This is a genomic window from Rhodohalobacter sulfatireducens (assembly GCF_022012475.1).
In the GTDB taxonomy this organism is placed as follows: Bacteria; Bacteroidota; Rhodothermia; order Balneolales; family Balneolaceae; genus Rhodohalobacter; species Rhodohalobacter sulfatireducens.
In genome coordinates this window covers 47,651-68,661 of the sequence record NZ_JAKLWS010000026.1, presented here as the reverse complement: position 1 = coordinate 68,661, position 21,011 = coordinate 47,651, and the positions used below count along the sequence as shown (strand labels likewise).

The 21,011-nt window shown below is 41.6% G+C and carries 14 protein-coding genes and 2 tRNA genes; 13 read left to right on the top strand and 3 right to left on the bottom strand.

Going from position 1 to position 21,011, the window contains the following annotated elements:
• Positions 1–248: 248 nt before the first annotated feature.
• The 10 genes from L6773_RS16285 (at position 249) to L6773_RS16240 (ending at position 15,079) form a co-directional block, all read left to right on the top strand.
• Entirely contained in the window at positions 249–2,471 is a 2,223-nt protein-coding gene (locus L6773_RS16285; RefSeq protein ID WP_237855508.1) for an outer membrane protein assembly factor BamB family protein, read from the top strand.
• Between the two features lie 35 nt (positions 2,472–2,506).
• Positions 2,507–6,046: a VCBS repeat-containing protein gene (locus tag L6773_RS16280; protein WP_237855507.1), complete on the top strand. Its 3,540-nt coding sequence runs from the start codon at positions 2,507–2,509 to the stop codon at positions 6,044–6,046.
• A 40-nt stretch (positions 6,047–6,086) separates the two neighbouring features.
• Entirely contained in the window at positions 6,087–7,010 is a 924-nt protein-coding gene (locus L6773_RS16275) for an endonuclease/exonuclease/phosphatase family protein (RefSeq protein ID WP_237855506.1), read from the top strand.
• A 23-nt stretch (positions 7,011–7,033) separates the two neighbouring features.
• Complete coding sequence (locus L6773_RS16270) at positions 7,034–7,867, top strand: 3-keto-disaccharide hydrolase (protein ID WP_237855505.1); 834 nt, start codon at positions 7,034–7,036, stop codon at positions 7,865–7,867.
• A gap of 57 nt (positions 7,868–7,924) precedes the next feature.
• Positions 7,925–9,406, top strand: a complete 1,482-nt coding sequence (locus tag L6773_RS16265; RefSeq protein WP_237855504.1) for a CoA-acylating methylmalonate-semialdehyde dehydrogenase — start codon at positions 7,925–7,927, stop codon at positions 9,404–9,406.
• Between the two features lie 14 nt (positions 9,407–9,420).
• Positions 9,421–10,245 carry a glycerophosphodiester phosphodiesterase gene (locus tag L6773_RS16260; protein WP_237855503.1) on the top strand — a complete coding sequence of 275 codons (825 nt, stop codon included), beginning with the start codon at positions 9,421–9,423 and terminating at the stop codon, positions 10,243–10,245.
• Between the two features lie 64 nt (positions 10,246–10,309).
• The gene (locus L6773_RS16255; RefSeq protein ID WP_237855502.1) at positions 10,310–11,401 is read left to right on the top strand and encodes an alkaline phosphatase family protein; all 1,092 of its coding nucleotides are present in this window, start codon (positions 10,310–10,312) and stop codon (positions 11,399–11,401) included.
• Positions 11,402–11,620: 219 nt separating this feature from the next.
• Positions 11,621–12,631 carry a metallophosphoesterase family protein gene (locus tag L6773_RS16250; RefSeq protein ID WP_237855501.1) on the top strand — a complete coding sequence of 337 codons (1,011 nt, stop codon included), beginning with the start codon at positions 11,621–11,623 and terminating at the stop codon, positions 12,629–12,631.
• Between the two features lie 235 nt (positions 12,632–12,866).
• Positions 12,867–13,583, top strand: a complete 717-nt coding sequence (locus L6773_RS16245) for a 6-phosphogluconolactonase (RefSeq protein ID WP_237855500.1) — start codon at positions 12,867–12,869, stop codon at positions 13,581–13,583.
• A 320-nt stretch (positions 13,584–13,903) separates the two neighbouring features.
• A complete protein-coding gene (locus tag L6773_RS16240; RefSeq protein ID WP_237855499.1) occupies positions 13,904–15,079 on the top strand; it encodes a Fic family protein in 1,176 nt (391 codons plus the stop codon).
• Positions 15,080–15,138: 59 nt separating this feature from the next.
• On the opposite strand, the gene L6773_RS16235 is transcribed toward L6773_RS16240, so the two are convergent.
• From L6773_RS16235 to L6773_RS16225, 3 genes are all read right to left on the bottom strand, one after another.
• Positions 15,139–15,211: transfer RNA gene (locus L6773_RS16235), tRNA-Arg, on the bottom strand.
• A gap of 71 nt (positions 15,212–15,282) precedes the next feature.
• A complete protein-coding gene (locus tag L6773_RS16230) occupies positions 15,283–16,209 on the bottom strand; it encodes a BspA family leucine-rich repeat surface protein (RefSeq protein WP_237855498.1) in 927 nt (308 codons plus the stop codon).
• A gap of 746 nt (positions 16,210–16,955) precedes the next feature.
• Positions 16,956–17,028, bottom strand: a tRNA-Thr gene (locus L6773_RS16225).
• A 685-nt stretch (positions 17,029–17,713) separates the two neighbouring features.
• Here L6773_RS16225 and L6773_RS16220 point away from each other — a divergent pair.
• The 3 genes from L6773_RS16220 to L6773_RS16215 all read left to right on the top strand — a co-directional run bounded on the left by L6773_RS16220 (position 17,714) and on the right by L6773_RS16215 (position 20,628).
• Complete coding sequence (locus tag L6773_RS16220; protein WP_237855497.1) at positions 17,714–19,183, top strand: FAD-binding domain-containing protein; 1,470 nt, start codon at positions 17,714–17,716, stop codon at positions 19,181–19,183.
• A gap of 237 nt (positions 19,184–19,420) precedes the next feature.
• Positions 19,421–19,552 carry a DUF2256 domain-containing protein gene (locus L6773_RS21790; RefSeq protein WP_369431588.1) on the top strand — a complete coding sequence of 44 codons (132 nt, stop codon included), beginning with the start codon at positions 19,421–19,423 and terminating at the stop codon, positions 19,550–19,552.
• 53 nt (positions 19,553–19,605) lie between these two features.
• Positions 19,606–20,628, top strand: a complete 1,023-nt coding sequence (locus tag L6773_RS16215; RefSeq protein WP_237855496.1) for an FAD:protein FMN transferase — start codon at positions 19,606–19,608, stop codon at positions 20,626–20,628.
• Positions 20,629–21,011: the final 383 nt, after the last annotated feature.

Here is a 21,011-nt window from a genome sequence, read left to right as displayed (position 1 = left end):
GCGGTGCTTCGCCCGGCAGACAACTACGGGGGGCGGATGTCGATCCTTTACATCAGTCCGGCAGCCTTTTTACTGGCATTGATCTTCCTGGGCGTTTACATCAACGATAAACGAAAGGGTGGGTATAAAGTCGAAAAATTATAAGTATACCTGTAACATCATTGAAATGATAGAAAAATTGCAGGGTAAAGAGTTTTTAAATTGTTATTTAGATGTCCCGTGTAGTCAACGATAAAACAGGGTAAGTTTTGATAAAAACCAGGACTGGAATCCATCAACCACATATTTTAAATGCACATATGTCTGTTAAAGTAGGTGTTCAATTCTCAGCTGTCTTTGTAGCAGCAATGATTCTTTTTTTATCATGTACCAGTTCTGATAAACAACAGGATATTCCATTTCAAAAGGAAAATTTTGTAGACTGGAAGACTACAGGGGGGGATAATGCGAATACGAAGTACTCTTCACTTGATCAGATTAATAAAGAAAATGTTCAAAATCTGGAAGTTGTTTGGGAATATCGTACAGGTGATAACACTGATCAGTCGACAATACAGGCAAATCCCATCGTAGTAAATGGGGTGATGTTTATCAGTTCACCATCATTGAAAATCATAGCGTTGGATGCCAAAACAGGTGAAGAAAAATGGGTATTTGATGCAGAGGGCCCAGAACACCAAAACAGGGGGGTTGTATACTGGGAAGGAGAAGCAGACGACAGGATACTCTTCACAAGAGGGAGCTACCTCTATGCCTTGAATGCAGAAAGTGGGAAACCAATTAGGAGTTTTGGTGAGAATGGAAGAGTTGATTTACGAAAAAACCTTGATCGTGAACCCTGGCAGGAGCTTTCGGTAAGTTCAACCTCACCAGGAATACTTTTTAAAGACCTACTGGTAATGGGAAGTCGAGTCCCAGAAGGGCCTCAGCAATATGCACCAGGCCATATACGTGCCTATAATGTAATCACCGGCGAGGTTGAATGGATCTTTCATACAATACCGCATCCCGGAGAACCAGGATATGAAACATGGCCTGAAAATGCCTGGCAGGTATCTGGTGGAGCAAATAGCTGGGGTGGAATGAGCCTCGATGAGGAGCGCGAAATCGTATTTGTACCTACAGGTGCACCCTCCTACCATTTTTATGGCGGCGACCGTATTGGGTCAAATCGATTTAGCACATCTGTGATCGCATTAGATGCGAACACGGGTGAATTAATTTGGGATTTTCAAACTATACGCCACGACATCTGGGATTATGATCTTCCAACGCGCCCCAATTTGATTACGGTGAATAAGGATGGTGAATTTATCGATGCTGTAGCACAAGTCACGAAAACAGGCATGGTTTACGTACTGAATCGCGAATCAGGTAAATCGCTGTTTCCGATTGAAGAGATGCCGGTTCCGGCATCATCATTGATTGGTGAAGAAGCATGGCCGACACAGCCGATCCCTGTAAAACCGGAGCCTTTTTCACGCCAGGGATTAAACATCGAAGATCTTACAGATCTTTCACCTAAAAAAAATGCCTGGGCTCGAGCAGAGTTTGAGAAGTTTAGTGCCAGGGGATTGTATGATCCGCCCGGAACAGGCGAAGGTACTATTTTTATGCCGGGACTCCATGGCGGAGCCTGGTGGGGAGGAGCTTCTGTTGATCCCGGTACGGGTATTTTATATATCAACGCAAATAATATTCCCTATGTAATATCTATGGTTGAAACAGAGGGTCTTCATGCAAACATGTCATCATACGGTGAGTATGTTTATACCGCCACTTGTGCTGCTTGTCACGGGATTGACCGCCAAGGAGTGGCTCCTGCACCCGGTCTTATTGATATTAAAGACAGATTAACTGAGGAGGAAGTTACATCTATCATCCAGGAGGGTAGAGGGGTTATGCCGGCTATGGCATCTGTCGTCGATAACGATCTGAATGCACTTCTTGCCTATTTGTTTGAAAAAGAACGAGAGATTGCAGAAAGTGGAGGGGATAATGAAAAAGTGATGTCTCCCTATATACACCAAAATTATTACCAATTTCGGGACGATGAGGAGTATCCAGCCATTAAGCCGCCCTGGGGTACACTTAATGCTATTGATTTAAATAGAGGTGAAATTCTTTGGCAAGTTCCATTGGGTGAATATAAAGAATTGACTGAAAGAGGAATTCCACCAACAGGCACTCAAAATCTTGGAGGTCCTATCAATACTGCAGGTGGGTTGATATTTATTGCTGCAACCCGTGATAAAATGTTTCGCGCATTTGATAAGGATACAGGTGAAATTTTATGGGAAAAAGAATTAGAAACGGGAGCTTTCGCAACACCCAGCACATACGAAATTGATGGAAAACAATATATTGCGCTCGGTGTGGGAGGGAATTGCAAATATTGTTCGGAAGGTCATAGTGGACGGTTATCTAATCCAACAAGTGATTTATTTGTAGTATTTGCCCTGCCAGATTAATATGCTGTCTAATGAATAATCTGCCAAGTATAACTATGAGATGTAAGCAAGTACATGTTCCTCTTCAATCATTGGGGGTACTTATCTATATACTCCTGTTGTTATCAGGTTGCTCGAGTGAAAATAATCGTCAATTGCAATTTGAAAAGCTTCCATCCTCTCAAACGGGTTTGAATTTTCAGAATGTAGTCGAGGAAAATGTTGATCTAAACGTAGTGACAAATGAAATGATCTATAACGGGGCCGGAGTTGCTGCCGGTGATATAGATAATGATGGACTGGCAGACCTTTTTTTTGCATCCAACATGGGCACCAGCAAACTTTATAAAAATCAAGGTGAATTTAGCTTTTCGGATATTACTGAAGAGTCTGGAATTGATACAGCCGGGAAATGGGCAGTAGGTGTAACTATGGTTGATATCAATGCAGATGGATTTATGGATATTTACATCAGTTATGGCGGCCCGTATGCTGCCCCCAATCGACGATCAAATGAACTTTATGTAAATAATGGCGATCTGACATTTACGGAAAAAGCCGCAGAGTATGGAATTGATGACACAGGTTTTACAACCCATGCTGTATTTTTCGATTATAACATGGATAATTTGTTGGATCTCTATCTGCTAACAAACGGACAGGGGGAGGTACCACCGAATGTAATTCGACCAAAACAGACTGAGGGTGAGCATGTGAATACAGATCGGCTGTACAGGAATAATGGTAATGGAACTTTCACAAATGTATCTGAAGAAGCGGGAATATTGATTGAAGGTTATGGCCTGGGTGTGAATATGCTCGATATCAATCTGGATGGTTTACCGGATATCCATGCAGCTAATGATTTTCTACCGAATGATGTGGTATATATAAATAATGGTGACGGAACATTTACAGACCAGGCATCTACTTATTTCAGACACCAGAGTTACTCCTCGATGGGTACTGATTTTGGGGATATCAACAATGACGGGTATATGGATATTATTGTAGTTGATATGTTACCCGAGAGTGACAGCCGGGTGAAACAGATGTATCAAACGATTGGATATCAAAGATTTATATCCGAACTGAATTCAGGCTATGATCCACAGGTAAAGCGGAATGTTCTTCAGCTACACACTGGACTAACCGCTGATGGGATCCCGGCTTACAGCGAGATCGGTTTATTTGCCGGTATAGAAAATACAGATTGGAGCTGGTCAGCTCTTTTTGCTGATTTTGACAATGACAAGTTTTCTGACCTTTTGATAACCAATGGGTTGCCCCGTAATCCTGCGGACAGTGACTTTTCTGAAATAAAAATGAACCTTTTGAGAGGATCTTCTTTTGATCGATCAACCAAGGAACAGCTATTCCAAGAGTTGCTGAAACTTGAGGGCTCCCATGAACCAAATTACCTCTTCAGAAATAATGGAAATCTAACTTTTTCGGATGTCTCCAAGGATTGGGGATTCAGTGATCCGGGCTATTCTACAGGGGCGATTTATGTTGATCTTAATAATGATGGAAGCTTGGATATTGTCATCAACAATACAAATGAGGAGGCTTTTGTATATCGAAACAGGGCAGACACGACTGATGCAAATTATTTGCAAATCAAACTACAGGGACCGGGAAAAAATCTACAGGCCATTGGTTCAAAAGTAGTCGTCTACGCAGATGGATCCGAACTTCACCACCACTATTCTGTTTCGCGGGGATATCTGTCCTCAATGGCAACACCAATTCATTTTGGTTTAGGTGAGATATCAAAAGTAGATTCTGTTGTAGTGACATGGCCGGATCGTACAATGCAATCCATTATGAACATACCGGTGAATTCATTAACTGAGATTTCATATACCAATAGAAATTCATCAGTTCCAGATCAAAGAAGAACAGTTTCCGACCCAAAGATTTTTCAAGATGTTACTGAAAAGAAAGGTGTCAACTTTGAGCATCTTGAAGAAGATTTTATTGATTTCAGGATTCAGCCTCTTCTTCCTCACAAATTTTCAAAGCTCGGCCCCGGACTTGCTGTTGCGGATGTAAATCAAGATGGTCTTGAAGATTTCTTTGTAGGTGGTGCTTTCGAACAATCCGGAGAGATATTTATTCAAAAAATGGATGGTACGTTTAGCTCAAAAGAGTTGGATGGCGGGAACAATTATGAGAAGGATATGGGGGCACTTTTCGTGGATCTCAATGGCGATAGTTTTAAAGATCTCTATGTATCAAGTGGGGGAAGTGAATTTCGAACCGGGTCAGAATACTACCAGGACCGGGTATACTTTGGTGATGGAGATGGTGGTTTTACACTTCAAAAAGATGTTCTCCCCCCGATCTATACCAGCTCATCGGTTGTTGCTGCGGCTGATTTCGACCGTGATGGAACACAAGACATTTTTGTTGGCGGAAGAATTTTACCGAACCAGTATCCCAACCCGCCCCAAAGTTATATCCTCACATATCAAGAGGGTCGATTTGTAAATATTACCGATGCCGTTGCTCCTCAAATGAAGGAAATTGGTCTGGTATCGGGTGCCACCTGGTCGGATTTTAATAATGACAAATGGCCGGATCTAATCGTAACAGGAGAATGGATGCCTATTACTGTATTTGAAAATCGAGAGGGAAGATTAGAAAATGTAACGGATGAATTAGGCTTGTCCGAAACTGTAGGTTGGTGGAATAGTATCATAGCAGGAGATTTCAATCAAGATGGGTATATAGATTATGTGGCCGGGAATCTGGGCCTTAATTCAACTGTTCAAAATACTGAAAACGGAAATGTTCAGATAACATTTGGTGACTTTAACAGAGACGGTTTAACCGATCCGGTCATATCACAAATGTTGAATGGAATTCGAAAACCTGTTCATCTAAGAGACGATATGTTGATGCAGATGCCAGTGCTGGAGAGTAGATATCCAACATATAAATCATATGGTGAAGCTGCACTGTCGGATGTACTCTCTAGCGAGCACCTTGCCAGTGATAAGAACTATACAGTGGACACCTTTGAAACCACTGTTTTTATAAATGAAGAGGGTGAAAGTTTTCGAGTTGAAACGTTACCTGCAGAAGCTCAGTTTGCTCCCGTTTTTGGGCTCCAGGCGGGAGATTTTGATGCTGATGGATTTCCAGACATTCTTATGACGGGTAATTCATTTTCAACAGAAACATTTACAGGTTGGTACGATGCCTTTAGCGGCCTGTTCTTAAAGGGTAACGGAGACGGCAATTTTGAAGCAGTCCCCTTCTCCAAAAGCGGATTCTATTTTCCCGGTGACGCCAAATCTCTGGCAAGTTTAACAGGTGTTAATGATGAAAAACTGATTCTTGCTGCCAGAAATAACGGGAAACTTGAAATTTTTGAAGCGAACCAAAGCAAAGAACAAATTGCGTTGCGTTTACAACCCGATGACAGAACTGTAGAAATAAAGTATATCAATGGACGTGTTGAAAAACGAGAATTCTACGAAGGAGGAGGGTTTTTGTCACAAAAAAGCAGAATATTATTTGTAGGTAAAAACGTGGAGCAACTAACGATTTGCAATGAATCAGGGAACTGCAGGACCAGAACCCCATGACTGAAATATTTTCCACCATTACAAACATAATTTGATTGATATGAATAAAACTACCCTTGTTGTCCAAAAAGTAATCACAGTAATAATCATTGTTTTAATAGCAGTTGGTTGCGGTAACTCCGAAAGCACGAATACCGCTAACGACAATTCTGCCGAGATTGAACCTGTTCGGGTTATGTCATTCAATATCCGTTATGATAATCCGGATGATGGCCCTGATGCGTGGCCGAACAGGAAGGAATTTGTAGCAAGTACAATCCTGTTTCACAAATCAGATATTGTTGGAATCCAGGAAGGGTTAATTCACCAACTCAATGAATTGGATGGTTTTTTAGATGGATTTGAAAGAGTGGGTGTGGGTCGAAATGATGGTGAAGAGGCAGGGGAATTTAGTGCAATATATTACAGGTCTGATCGATTCGACCCCATCGAAACAGGAGACTTTTGGCTATCCCAAACCCCGGATGTGCCCGGCAGCCTGCATTGGGATGCAGATCAGACGCGAATTGTCAGTTGGGCTTACTTTAGAGATCGATTAAACAATGAAAACTTTTATGCATTCAATACCCATTTCGATCACAGGGGAGTTGAAGCCCGGATAAACAGTGCAAAATTGATTGTAGAAAAAATTGAGCAAATTGCCGGTGGCGAGCCAGTCGTATTGACCGGTGATTTTAATACAACTGATGACCGGGAACCCTATAAAATTATTACTGCTACCGAGAGAGAGGGGTCGGACTTGGTACTCTATGATGGATTTTACCATTCTGAAAACGGTCATCACGGGCCAAACTCTACCTCGAATGGATTTGAAGCGATCCGGCCGGATCGCCGAATCGACTACATCTTTGTAAATGATGGCTTTCAAGTAATGTATCACGGTGCGCTTGCAGATGTTCGCGACGGACATTTTCCATCCGATCACCTTCCCGTTCTTGCAGAAATTGTTCTCACTCAGCCTTAATCCCAAGAAAAACTCTACCAATCATGAAAAAAGAAATGAATCGACGTCAGTTTTTACACTCATCAGCAACATTCACAACCGGCCTTGGACTCTCATCAGTCATTTCCGGTCTCAATCAAGCAAATAAATCATATCACTCTCACGAAGAAGGATACGTTTCGCTTTTTGACGGTGAATCCCTGGATGGCTGGCATAAAAACGGTGCGCGGTGGACCGTGCGGGATGGAATGATTATCTCTGAACAGGAACCGCCGGGATCAGGAAATGGTGGAATATTACTGACCGATAAAATGTACAGTGACTTTGAGCTGATGATTGATGTAAAACCGGGCTGGGGTTGTGATTCGGGAGTATTTTTGAGATCTCAGCCAAATGGTGAGTCCTATCAGGTGTATGTCGACTACCACAGTGAACCGAATAATGGCGGAATTGTAGGATTTATCTATGGACAAAGCACCGGTGGATGGCGTACCGAGCCGTTTCGATACGATGGGGTTTTTGAGGGGGATGAATTAGTAGATTTGGAAATGAGACCGTTTACACCTTATGAGGACTACGAGGAGAATCCATTACGGTATGCTTGTACACCTGAAGAATGGAGGTCAGCATGGAAATTAAATGATTTCAATACACTTAAAATCCGCTGTGAAGGCAAATATCCAATCATAACAACATGGATAAATGGGACGAAGATCTGCAAGTTCGATGCTGCCGGCAGTAAAAATCCAAATTTTGATAAAGAACAGATGTATCAAACCGTGGGGGATGAGGGACATATTGCTCTCCAGGTACATGGAACAGATACATGGTGGGGTGATGAAGTACTCTGGAAAAATATTCGAGTCAAAGAACTTTAAGGGCTCTGAATAACAGATTAGAAATCGTTATCAATTGAAAAATAATTAGAAAAGCAGATGGAAAATACGAGTAATGAGATTCTAAATTATATAAATGGAACCTGGAAGCAACCCGGATCAGGAAATGACTTGCCTGTGATGAATCCTGCCAGCATGGAGCAGATCGCAACGGTCCATATGTCCGGCAAAAGTGATGTAAAGGAGGCTGTGGAAATTGCCGATCAGGCTTTTTACGATTGGCGACGTACACCCGTAACCAATAGAATACAATACCTTTTTCACTTCAAGAATTTGTTAGAAGATCATATCGATGATCTTGCAAAAATTATTACGAATGAGTGTGGTAAGACATTCAAAGAAAGTGTCGGAGAGATTCGCAGGGGTATAGAAAATGTGGAAAACGCTTGCGGAATGCCAACTTTGATGCAGGGATATAATAATGAGGATATTGCCACCGGAATTGACGAACATATGATTCGCCAGCCGCTGGGAGTGGTTGCGGCAATTACACCTTTTAATTTCCCGGCCATGATCCCCCTTTGGTTTCTCCCCTATGCTATAGCTTGCGGAAACTGTTTCATTCTTAAACCAAGCGAAAAGGTGCCCATGTCGGCAAAATATATTTTTGAACTGCTTGATAGGCTGAACCTGCCTGAAGGAGTAGTTCAGCTTGTGAACGGTGATAAAGAAGCCGTTGACGAATTACTGGAAAACTCAGCCGTCAAAGCGATCAGTTTTGTTGGATCATCGGCCGTAGCAAGGCATATATATAGTAAAGGGACTGCTCATGGGAAGCGGGTACAGGCACAGGGGGGTGCCAAGAATATGGTGGTTGTTCTGCCGGATGCTGAAATCAATATGACGACTCGGATTGTGGGTGATTCAGCTTTTGGCTGTGCAGGTCAGCGCTGTCTTGCGAACTCACTTGCAGTAACCGTGGGTAAAGCCCGTAAACCCTTTACAGAGGCGATTGCAGAAAAAGCCGCCAATTTAAAAGTTGGTTATGGATTGGAAGAAGAGACAGAAATGGGACCCGTTATCTCTCCGGATAGTCGGGAGCGGATTGAACGTTTTGTAGAAACCGGGAAGAATGAAGGTGGAAGAGTTCTTGTAGATGGACGCGGCAAAACCGTAGAAAAATTCAAAAATGGAAATTGGAGTTACCCAACAATCATTGATAATGTTTCACCTGGTAGTTCTTTAGCAAAAACGGAGGTCTTTGGACCTCTCTTTGGATTGATGCATGTGGATACGATTGACGATGCAATTGCTCTGATAAACACCCAGTCGTATGGAAATATGGCGTGTTTATTTACCAGCAGTGGTGCATCTGCAAGGCAATTCAGGTATGAAGCTACGGCCGGTAATATCGGTATTAATATTGGTGTTGCCGCACCTATGGCATACTACCCGTTCAGCGGATGGAAAGAGAGCTTTTTTGGCGATCTGCATGCACAGGGAAGTCATGCTGTTGAGTTTTATACTCAGACAAAAGTAGTTGTAGAACGATGGATTCGGGATTGGGATCGCGTATTTTAAACTCTACAAGAATTATGATTCTGTTCAATCGATTTAAGATTTCGCCCCTACTACTGACTATACTCCTAATCCTGCCCGGGCATCTGCATGGGCAGGAAAATGGAGAACTAAAAGCCAACCTGATTGCCCATCGGGGAGGGGTTGTGGATGAACATCGAGCCGAAAACTCTGCTTCTGCCATCAAAGAGGCCATAAAACGAGGGTACAGGATGCTGGAAGTAGACCTCAGGAAGTCTCGCGACGGGAGAATTGTCGTACATCATGACCCAACATTCGAAAGTGATTATGGTTATTCAGGAGCTGTTGCAGAGATGGACTGGAGCGAGATCAAAGAATTGAGATCAAAAAAGGATGGTCACCGGCCCCTGCTGTTTGAGGAAGTGGCAAAACTGGCTGAAGGCCAAGTGGGATTGATGCTTGACGTAAAAGGAAACGATTACGGCAAAGATTATTATCAAAAAATTGAACAGATATTGGTTCGTTTTAATCTCCTCTTAGATACATTCATATTAAGCGGGTCGGAGGCTCAGTCCTATTTTAAAAATAAAGCATCACTCTCGGCCGGTTTTGATAAATTGATAGAGCAAAGCAAAAAGGGAGTGGATGTAAAAAATCTGTATCACCTCTTTGAGTTGGGAAGCAACCTGGATCATGCGATGATAGAAAAGGCAAATGAACTTGGTGTAACAGTTGTAGCTGCCATCAATGTTTTCAGGTATAGGCAAGCTGATGAGGATGTTTGGGATGCCGCTCGTGATGACATAGAGCGGCTCATGGATTTGGGGATAAGTTATTTCCAGGTAGATTCTTTTTACGAGCCTTTATTTTATTCAAAATGACTTCGAAAGCACAATTAATTTAATTCGCTAAAATCAACCAAAAAACAAATAGATCCTTTTACATATGGTCAGGACTTTATTATTAATTGCCGTATTACTCAGTGTGAGTGTAACTGCCTATTCGCAACCTGCGCTGAAAACTGAAAATGTGATTTTAATTTCTCTGGATGGATTACGCTGGCAGGAACTCTTTTCCGGAATCGATGAAAAACTGATGATGCATGAGGATTATGTAGAAAATGGCGATGATCTTCGAGATCGATTTTGGGATGATGACCCAGCTGTACGAAGAGAAAAATTGATGCCGTTTTTTTGGAATACCATCGCTGAAGAAGGTCAGTTGTATGGCAATCAAGATCTTGGAAGCCGGGTGCTGGTAACCAATGGATTGGATTTTTCATACCCTGGATATAATGAAATTCTGACCGGTTTCGCGGATGAGAGAATAGACAGTAATGATAAAATCTGGAATCCTAACAGAACCGTTCTGGAGTTTGTAAACAATCAACCCATGTACAATGGCAAAGTTGCTGCTTTCGGATCCTGGGATGTCTTTCCGTATATCATTAATGCAAAGCGAAGCGGGATACCTGTAAATGCGGGTTTTGAACCCGTTGAAGGGGAAAATCTAACGGATCGAGAACGATTTCTGAACGAACTCATTCATGAAATTCCAAGCCCGTGGGGATCTGTTCGGCTCGATGCCTTTACCCACCATTATGCCTTGGAAACTTTGAAAAAGAACGCTCCAAGACTGCTTTATATAGCCTATGGTGAGACAGATGACTTTGCGCACAACGGGAATTACGAGGCTTACATAAAATCGACATTACAAACGGACAAATTTATTTCTGATCTGTGGGAATTTGTACAAAACCATGAATCCTACCGGGATAAGACAACGTTTATTATCACAACAGATCATGGGCGGGGAACTGAGCCACTGGATACCTGGCAGCATCATGGAACAGATATTGAAGGTGCGGATGAAATTTGGATAGCTGCTATCGGTCCGGATACGCCGGAGCTTGGAGAAGTCAGAAATTCTGAAACTATTTACCAAACTCAAATTGCTAAAACAGTTGCACATTTATTAGGCCTGGATTACCGGAATCAGAGGCCTGTGGGTGATGTAATTGAAACCATCACGCAGTAAATAAATTACAGGGTATCTTCCATCTCAATTGTCTTCTTGATGAGATAACAATTCAAGACTCATTATTGAGTCCGGAATTGAAACATCCGTAGCTGGTTGTTTATAAACATAAGATCCATTGATAGTGGTCATCCCGGGTATCTTTTTGATATTCGGGATTTTTTTCTGAACGTTGGGGATGTAAGTTAAAACATAATCTATAACGTAAAGACTATAAAAATGAACCGACTTTCCTTTCTTCAAAAAGCTGCATCTGGTTTGTTTGGTATCGGCTGGATATCACAATTGGGAAAACAAACTCAAAGTGACGAATGGATAGCCGCCGGTCATGAATCGTTTACGGTCAGTGGAAATCACGTCACATTTTATGTTGATGATATTAAACGTCCTGTAAAAGTTATTTTTGCGAGTGATACCCATCTGTGGAGAGATGATGAAAGGGGGGATCCTTACCGAAAATATAGCGATAGAATGGCGAAAGCGTACAACGAAACGACCCACTTCGAAACCGGGGAGCTGACAAATCCCGAGGAGTGTTTTGAGAATATTATTACATACACTCAAGATGTAGAAGCGGACCTGTTAGCCCTGCCTGGAGACCTGGTAAGCTGGCCTTCGGAAGCTGCGATTGAATGGGCCTATGACAAACTGGAGAAGTCTGGGGTATCTTATATCTATACGGCAGGAAATCACGACTGGCACTATGAAGGGATGGAAGGCAGCTTGGAAGATCTGCGCAGTGAGTGGATTGAAAGAAGGCTGCTGCCGCTGTATCAAGGGAAAAACCCAATGATGGCATCCTATGAAATTGGAGGGATTCGCTTCCTTACGATCGATGATTCTACCTACCAGATTTCAGATGAGCAACTTGCTTTTTACAGAGATCAAACTGAAGATGGTACACCCACTGTACTTATGATGCATATCCCGCTGTATGTACCGGGCCGATCCGTCGGTTACGGTGTTGGTCATCCGGAGTGGGGCGCTGCAACCGACCGAAATTACGAACTTGAACGTCGACCCAGGTGGCCGGAGAGCGGGCATACTCAGACTACAATGGATTTTCATGAGGAGGTTTTTAATACCCCCAATCTTTTGGGTGTTTTTGCCGGGCACATTCATCGCTCCACGATGGAAAGTATCAACGGCATTCCACAATTTGTATCAGACGACAATGCAAGCGGCGGCTATATGGAGATCGATTTCAAGCCTGCAGATTCAACAAATTGATCGAGTTAAAGTGGAAAAAAACGAAATTAGACTATTGTTTTGTCAAGGATCAACTGTCGGTGAGTCATCGGATGAGTAAACTCTGAAAACAGTGCAAGAATTCAAAAGTACCTGTTTTTTTCGAAATAACTCACCCGATGACTGTAATCCAGTTACTACACATTTCAGTTGACATGACAATTGCAGAATCTTTTGGATTTAATACTGTTGTAGAATAACATAAGAAAGGATCATCTTGAACGTCAGGTACTTCAAAAATTATGAAGAATTAAGCAGGTATGGTGCAGATCTGCTCAAGAGTTCTTTACATGGTTTGGGTGAACCGGTTCTTTGTGCTGCATCCGGACATTCGCCGAGCTTACTCTATCACTATTTTGTTGAATCGATCAGGGGTGACGAGGACTATGTTCAAAAGTTAAAAATTCTTGCGTTGGACGAGTGGCTCGGACTATCCAAAGGAGATCCGAACAGCTGTGAATCATACCTAAAAAAATTCTTGGTGGATCCCCTGAAAGTAGAAGATAGCAGGTTTCTAAGATTTGATTCCGATCCCAAAAACCCGGAGGCTGAATGCCAACGGATGAAAAACATTGTAGATGATCTTTTGCCACTGGATCTTACAGTGTTGGGCATTGGCAAAAATGGGCATATTGGGTTTAATGAACCATCAACCTCGCTTTCACCGTTTTGTCATGTTACTGAATTAAGCAGAGAATCGATGCAGCATTCAATGGCACAGGAGATGGATGAAATTCCAAAATATGGGATCACATTGGGGATGAGTGAAATTCTAAATTCAAAAAAGATCCTGCTTTTGGTAACAGGAAAAGGAAAGAAAGACGTGATTCGGGAGCTTCTTGACGGAAAAATCACATCCAAAAATCCTTCCACATTTCTACTGCTTAAGAATCAGACAGAATTTTTAATAGATGAAGAGAGTTTGGCGGGTTAGGTATTTGAGTTGAAAAAGTGGGGAATTGGCAACGATATTAAGTTTCACTTGTCGCATCCATTATAGCATAATTGGGAAAAGCGTATGTTCTAAGGATGCGTGTTCTATACTCTTCATGTTTTTGCGAAATGGATGTGTTGGATAAACCCATCAAGTAAGCGGAAAATAAACCGGCAAAATAACTCTTTAAATATTAATTTATTTGTTCGATATTCTATTGTTATTCAGCTATTTATAAATACTATTGAACCGGAAAATAAACCGGCAATATAAACAGAAATATTTTGGATACTTTTGATCATCCCCGACATATGTAGCCCATGTTTCCAAGAGAAAGCAGTTCACTGGTAGATCTTGTGATGGAGGTATATAGAAAATCTGCCTCACTGGATGGTTTGCTTCACCCAATTACGCAGAAAGAAGTCACTCGTTTACTCCGTCATATTAATAGCTACTATTCCAACCGAATTGAGGGTGAGCATACTACACCGGCAGATATCGAGAAGGCTGTAAAAAAAGAGTACAGCAAAGATGAAGATAGAAAGCGATTGCAACTACTAAGTGTTGCTCACATTGAAGTACAAGCGTTGATTGATGAATGGTTGGCGAAAGAGCCTGATATTAATGTCTGCTCTAAAGATTTTTTATGCAGTATACACCGTGAATTCTATGCACGGGTACCCGAGAGCTTTTTAAATATATACGATCCGGAATCTGGGGCAACGATTCAAATGGTACCCGGAGAATTGAGGAATCGACTGGTAACGATTGGTGACCATGTCCCGCCAACCCCTGATTCTGTTGAACGATTTATAAGTCGTTTTGAGGAAGTATATACTCCCGATAATTTACTGGGTCATAAAAAGCTAATAACTGCCGCTGCAAGTCATCATCGACTCGCCTGGATCCATCCATTCCTGGATGGCAATGGCAGAGTAAACCGGCTATTTAGTTATGCTTATATGAAGAAAGTGAAATTAGATTCTCTCGGTTTATGGACCATTTCCCGGGGGCTGGCCAGGCGTTCGGATGATTACATAAATTATTTAGCGGTGGCTGATGCAAATCGGAAAGGAGATTACGACGGACGAGGAAATTTATCCCAAAAGGGTCTAACCAGATTTTGTAAATATTTCTTTGAGGTAGCAGAAGATCAAATCTCATTTATGATTGAGTTGCTTCAACTTGAAAATTTACGGGAGCGAATCATTGGGTATGTGAATCTACGATCCCAAAATATGATTCCTGATGATGGGACATTAAGAGAGGAGGCGAAGTATGTATTAGCTGAAATCATGACGCGGGGAGAAGTTGCAAGAGGAGAAGTGAAACGAATTTCCGGATTAGGAGAGCGTACGGCAAGGGATCTTACGAGTCAGCTTGTAAGAGAAGAGCTAATCACATCAGAAAGTCATCGCAGCCCACTGCGGTTCAATATTCCCGGGAAGGTAGTTGGGTATTATTTTCCGAAATTGTATCCGGAAGGGTCTATTTAAGACAATAATATACATACTGAAATTAGATGCTTAACGTACCAATTCAACATTTACCAAAGTAACCCCGCCCGGACTTGAACCGGGATTTAAAGCTTAGGAGGCTTTCGTTCTATCCGGTTGAACTACAGGGTTAATATGAGAAATTAATTATCAATAAGTTATGGTAGTTAAGTTTTGAAATTCTACACATATAACAGATAATTCTACTCAGGGCAAGTTCCCCAAACAGGTTTGTTTTCTTCGGTGAGGGCAGAATTTGTTGAAAACTCATCGGGTTCTGTTTGAATAAATTGAACGCACCAAGATGAAATATTTTGGTTAAATTCGTACGCATCAAAAAACATATTTTCCATTTCGATTACAGAACTCACATCCCAACTTTCTATCGGTTGGTTAAAGGCTGTAGATTGGAACATATAACTCATGTTTTCTACTTTACTAACTATCCAATCTCCAATTTGTTGGTTGAAATTGCTCTCATTAAACATACCCCCCATATCTGTGACATTATTGACATCCCACTGGCTTATATCTTGATTAAATCCGGAAACAGCAAACATAGACCTCATATTTGTCACATTACTGACATTCCAATTGCCTATTGGGTAATTAAAGGGTGTAAGGGTAAACATACCACTCATATCAACTACATTGCCCACATCCCAACCACTTATATCCTGATTAAAATGAGAATCGTGGAACATAGAACTCATATCAGTAACGTTACTGACGTCCCATTCGCCAATAGGTTGATCAAATTTTGATCGGTAGAACATTGAATTCATATCTGTTACACTACTCACATCCCAACTGGAAATAGGTTGGTTGAAATTGTTTGGCTCTTCAAAAGTTCCATTAAATAGCTCACTCATATCTGTAACCATAGAGGTACAAACTTTTGTCAAATCTGCCCCTGATTGTACTTTACTCCTAAAAAGTTCATTATCCACGGACTCAAACTCTGTAGCATTAACTATTCCCATATCACCAGGAGAAGTGCCGGGACACTTAATAGTTACATTGTTAGAATCTAAAAAGAATTGATTTTTAGGGGTCGAGGAATCAGTCCCACAAGAAAGTGTAATAACACCAACAAATAAAAAGAGTAGTGAAGTGTTTATAATTCTCATAGCTAATGTTAGTAATGATTTTTTAATTAAACTCAGATTTAGAAACCGATAAATAAATGCAAAGGGCAATATACTTTTTTGAATGTAATGATTGAACGAAATTTAAATCATAAATCACAATCTTAATCGCTCTAATTTACCAACCGAAATGTTATCCCTATGACTACAAATACGAAGAGATTTACCTCGGACGTGGAGTGATGACTCCAAAGTCCAATAAAGATCCCTTTCCATTTTAAAACTCTTACGGACTACCAACTAAGGAAAGAAATAGAAAAAGTCAGGATTTGAAGTGTTACTGTTTATAAGAGGTTACTTCAATCAATTTTTTTTACAAAGTAAGGAAAATACTCAAAAACAAACGTATAAAATTCAAATGTCCAAAATGAAGGGAGAATGAACATACATTTAAGTGGGTAGGATTTTGGGATAAAAGACCCTATAAATCTACAGTAAGTCCTCATAAATACTCTTAAATGAAGATGATTTTTGTAATCATTCAGTTATCAACAACCTTTATATTAATAAGATAAGTGGATTTTCTAATCAAATAGTAATCAATAATTAAAACATTAAAATCAAAAATTATCAATTACTTATCATATATCCACGCAGAACCGGTTAAACTACAGAGTTACAGAACTATGAAATAATTCATTAATGAGCCGGAGATCGGATTTTCCCAATCCCGAAAGCGTTCAGGGTCGAGGGAACCGACGACCTAATCTTTATCCTGACTTGAAAAGAGCCAATGATCGGATTCGAACCGACGACCTACGCTTTACGAGAGCGTTGCTCTACCAACTGAGCTACATTGGCTTGTATATGTATTTCACTACCACTTGTCTCCGAAGCTTCAGCGCAGGAGGGCTGAGCTACATTGGCTTAAGGCTCTTTTCGCCCGGTACTCTACCCCCTGTCCTCCGTAGTTTTAACGAAGGAGGGTTGAGCTACCTCGGCTTAGTGCATCAAAAAATAAAATAACTTCCAACCATAGGAATTGTCCACCGAAATTTTATGCAGGTGGGCTCCGGCTTCTAAAGAGTCATAAAGTTAGGCACTTTTCAGGTGAGATTAAACTATTTCAATCTGAATTTTTTCCTGTTCTGAAGCACATCAGTCCAAAACATTTTTTTTTGAAATCAGAAGACGTAGAGTCTGTCTCAGGCTTTCAGCCTGTTTGCAGGATTCCACAAATAGACTTGAGGCGTTGCCCCAAGCTACGTTGTAACAGGCTTTCAGCCTGAAACATCACAGCCCGGGGCCTCGCCCTGGGTGGAAGAACCAATTCCTGCAGGCAGGCTGCACCAAAGGTATCCCTGGGAAAAGCCTGAGACAGTTCCCGGTTTGTTCAAGTAGGGGTTGAATTTAGAAAATTACGCCAAATCTGACCATACACTCGAAAAACAAAGATTCTTTCCAACTTTAGAAACGTTTTGGACAGCTATGGTTCTGAAGTCAGATTTTCTATGAACCCTTCCATAGTTGACGTTGTTGGGATGGCATGTCAAAACCAACAATCGATATTCTTTGGTTCAAGCGTGATTTGAGATTGGCCGATCACCTCCCCCTCAGAAAAGCGTGTGAAAGCGATCGCCCAGTGCTGCTGCTCTACCTGTATGAACCCTCTTTGATTGAAGATCCTCATTACGATGGGAGGCATTGGCGGTTCGTTTGGCAGTCGTTGATGGAGATGAAAGAATCTCTTCAAAAGAGAGGCCATAACCTTTATGTCCTTTTGAAAGAAGCAGGTCAAGCATTTCAGAAACTGAACGAGTACTTCATTATTGAAACGGTCTATAGCCACGAAGAGACGGGAATCGAATTGACCTTTGAACGGGATAAATGGGTCTCGAGTCTGTTTGATGAACTGAATATCGACTGGGATGAATCACCCACGAATGCTGTAGAGCGAGGCTTGATGCATCGCGATGGTTGGCGAAAGAAGTGGAATGAAAAAATGTATGCGGAACTGGAAGATCCTGATTTGTCTATATTGAAATCCGTGACGATAGAGGAACATCTGCTCGGTGATTTCAATCAAATCATTCCTGATCGATTTAAAGAGCCTGATGACCAATTCCAAACAGGTGGAGAATCAAAAGCGTGGAAGCATTTGGAGAGTTTCATTTATGAAAGGTGTGCAGTTTACAATGATTCGATCTCGGCACCGGGTCCTGCGAGAACGGGATGCAGCCGGTTGTCGCCATACGTAACGTGGGGAAATCTGAGTATCCGGCAGATCATTCACTATCTTGATCAGCATTATGATGATGCTCCCAGCAAACGTGGGGTGATGAGTTTTAAATCGCGACTAAAATGGCACTGCCATTTTATCCAGAAGTTTGAGTCGGAGCCACGAATTGAGTTTGAGAATATGAATCGCGGGTATGATGATATCCGAACTGAGTGGGATGAAGAAAAATTCCAGGCCTGGAAAGAGGGCAGAACCGGTTTTCCAATGGTGGATGCCTGCATGCGAAGCGTAATTGCAACCGGGTACCTGAATTTCCGAATGCGTGCAATGCTGGTTTCATTTTTGACCCATCATCTCTGGCTCGACTGGCCGAAAGGATCGCTGCATTTGGCCAAGCAGTTCCTGGATTTTGAGCCTGGCATTCACTACTCCCAGTTCCAGATGCAGGCCGGAACGATGGGTGTAAATACCATCCGAATTTACAACCCGATTAAGCAGGGATATGATCATGACCCCGAAGGGGATTTTATTCGTGAATGGATCCCTGAACTGAAAGATGTTCCCACCGAACTGATTCACGAACCATGGAAGATGAGCAAGATGGAACAGGAGATGTACAACTTTAAGATCGGGTCAGACTACCCGGAGCCGATTGTTTCGGATGTAAAGGCATCATATCATCGTGCCAGTAAGATTCTATGGAGAAAAAAAGGGAGTAAAGAGGTGAAAAAGGAGAATCAATGGATATTGAAGAAGCATGTGAAGAATAGGAGATAGAGAAGTTTTTTTGAAGTGTGATTTTAACTATAGATTTTTTTTAAAATTATATCAGAAAATCCCCTCCAGAGTAAGTGGGGATTCAGGGGTGGTTGAAAAGACGTTCAGTTACTGTTTAATAATTTTAAATATTGAGCAACAAATGACAACCACCCCCAGCCCCTCCTTAAAAAAGAGGGGAGATTTTACTTCGATTTCTTATTACTGATTCTCACCGTGTATAAAAAAACATAGAACATGTCTAAAAAAAATCTTCCAACTAAAATATGTCCTGTCTGCAATCGTCCGTTCAGATGGAGAAAGAAATGGGAACGCGATTGGAAGAACGTTAAATATTGCAGCGAGCGTTGCCGCAGAAATAAAAAGTGAAATAATAGGTTCATATATTCTCATTCGTTCAATAAATCTACTATTTTTCTGATATGAGAATTCAACTGATTTTAACTGTTTTGATGTCGTTGTTCCTTGCCCGGTCGTCCGCGTCGCAAGAGCTGGAGCGATACGTTTTTCAATCCTACCACATGGGTACGCAGTTCAATATTGTACTCTATGATGAAGCGGGTAAAGACTCCACAACAAAAAAAGCCGCTGATGATGCATTTGCTCGGATCGAACAGTTGAACCAAATCATGAGTGATTATGAGGAAGACAGTGAACTCAATCGGCTATCCCGGACTTCAGGATCCGGTGAGGCAGTACAAGTAAGTGATGACTTGTTTGCAGTGCTCAAAGAATCGATTCGGATGGCGGATTTGAGTGATGGTCTGTTTGATATCACCATCGGCCCGATGAGTCGTTTTTGGCGTGTCGTAAGAATGTCGCCCGATCCGCAACTTCCTACGGATCAGGAGTTATCAGAGTTTGAGGAGCAAGTTGGATATGAGCATATCAGGTTGAATGAGGAGGATCAAACCGTGGAACTTCTAAAGCCGAATATGCAGCTCGATTTAGGCGGCATCGCAAAAGGATATGCTGCTGAAGAGGCGTTGAAAGTATTGAACAGTTTTGGAATAGAACGGGCATTGATCGATGCCGGCGGTGATGTTACGCTTGGAGATTCACCTCCCGGACGGGATTCCTGGAATGTAGCCGTACCTAAAAATTGGGAGGAAGGAGAAACGAATTTTGTCACACTAAACACAGCCAACCGAACAGTTACCACATCGGGGGACCTGTTCCAGTTTGTAGAAATCGACGGCGAGCGGTATTCCCATATTCTCAATCCAATGACGGGGTTGGGAGCAACAAATCAAATACAAGCTACTGTCATTGCAGTGCAGGGAATGGAGGCGGATGCATTGTCATCCATATTAACCTTGATGAGTCCGGAAGAGGGAATCACATTAATAAACGGAATGAATCAAACTGAAGCGATCCTTTTTGTGAATGAGGGAGAGGCCATTCGTGAATTTTATTCAGAAGGTGCAAGGCATTTTCTGGATTAATTTTTAAAACCACTCTACTAAATTCTGTTCACCTACAATCAATTGGTACATTTCCTGGGTATCAATACTTAGCTTGAATTCAAGATCAGGGTAAAAAATTGGTGTAAAAAATCCCCTCCTTTTGCAAGAGCCTGTCCCAAACCGTCGGGAACGAGATTTAGGTGTGGTTGCCATTAGGCATCCCGATAGAAAACAGAATTCTGTTCAAATTTCAGAATCAAAGTTCTTTTCTACCTCCCCTAGCCCCTCCTAATCATAAGAGGGGATATCTTTTTCAACATTTTATTCTCGAATTCAGGTTTTTTAGCAAAATAACTGTTACAGATGTAGCTACATATTGTACCTTTTGAAAATATTTGTAGATTATTTGAGATCAAATATTT

Excerpts from the sequence above, each read along its gene's own strand:
- L6773_RS16240 (WP_237855499.1), top strand. The coding sequence starts at position 13,904 with ATGTTTCCAAGAGAAAGCAGTTCACTGGTAGATCTTGTGATGGAGGTA.
- L6773_RS16275 (WP_237855506.1), top strand. The coding sequence starts at position 6,087 with ATGAATAAAACTACCCTTGTTGTCCAAAAAGTAATCACAGTAATAATC.
- L6773_RS16280 (WP_237855507.1), top strand. The coding sequence starts at position 2,507 with ATGAGATGTAAGCAAGTACATGTTCCTCTTCAATCATTGGGGGTACTT.
- L6773_RS21790 (WP_369431588.1), top strand. The coding sequence starts at position 19,421 with ATGTCTAAAAAAAATCTTCCAACTAAAATATGTCCTGTCTGCAATCGT.
- L6773_RS16265 (WP_237855504.1), top strand. The coding sequence starts at position 7,925 with ATGGAAAATACGAGTAATGAGATTCTAAATTATATAAATGGAACCTGG.
- L6773_RS16270 (WP_237855505.1), top strand. The coding sequence starts at position 7,034 with ATGAAAAAAGAAATGAATCGACGTCAGTTTTTACACTCATCAGCAACA.
- L6773_RS16260 (WP_237855503.1), top strand. The coding sequence starts at position 9,421 with ATGATTCTGTTCAATCGATTTAAGATTTCGCCCCTACTACTGACTATA.
- L6773_RS16220 (WP_237855497.1), top strand. The coding sequence starts at position 17,714 with ATGTCAAAACCAACAATCGATATTCTTTGGTTCAAGCGTGATTTGAGA.
- L6773_RS16250 (WP_237855501.1), top strand. The coding sequence starts at position 11,621 with ATGAACCGACTTTCCTTTCTTCAAAAAGCTGCATCTGGTTTGTTTGGT.
- L6773_RS16230 (WP_237855498.1), bottom strand. The coding sequence starts at position 16,209 with ATGAGAATTATAAACACTTCACTACTCTTTTTATTTGTTGGTGTTATT.
- L6773_RS16215 (WP_237855496.1), top strand. The coding sequence starts at position 19,606 with ATGAGAATTCAACTGATTTTAACTGTTTTGATGTCGTTGTTCCTTGCC.
- L6773_RS16255 (WP_237855502.1), top strand. The coding sequence starts at position 10,310 with ATGGTCAGGACTTTATTATTAATTGCCGTATTACTCAGTGTGAGTGTA.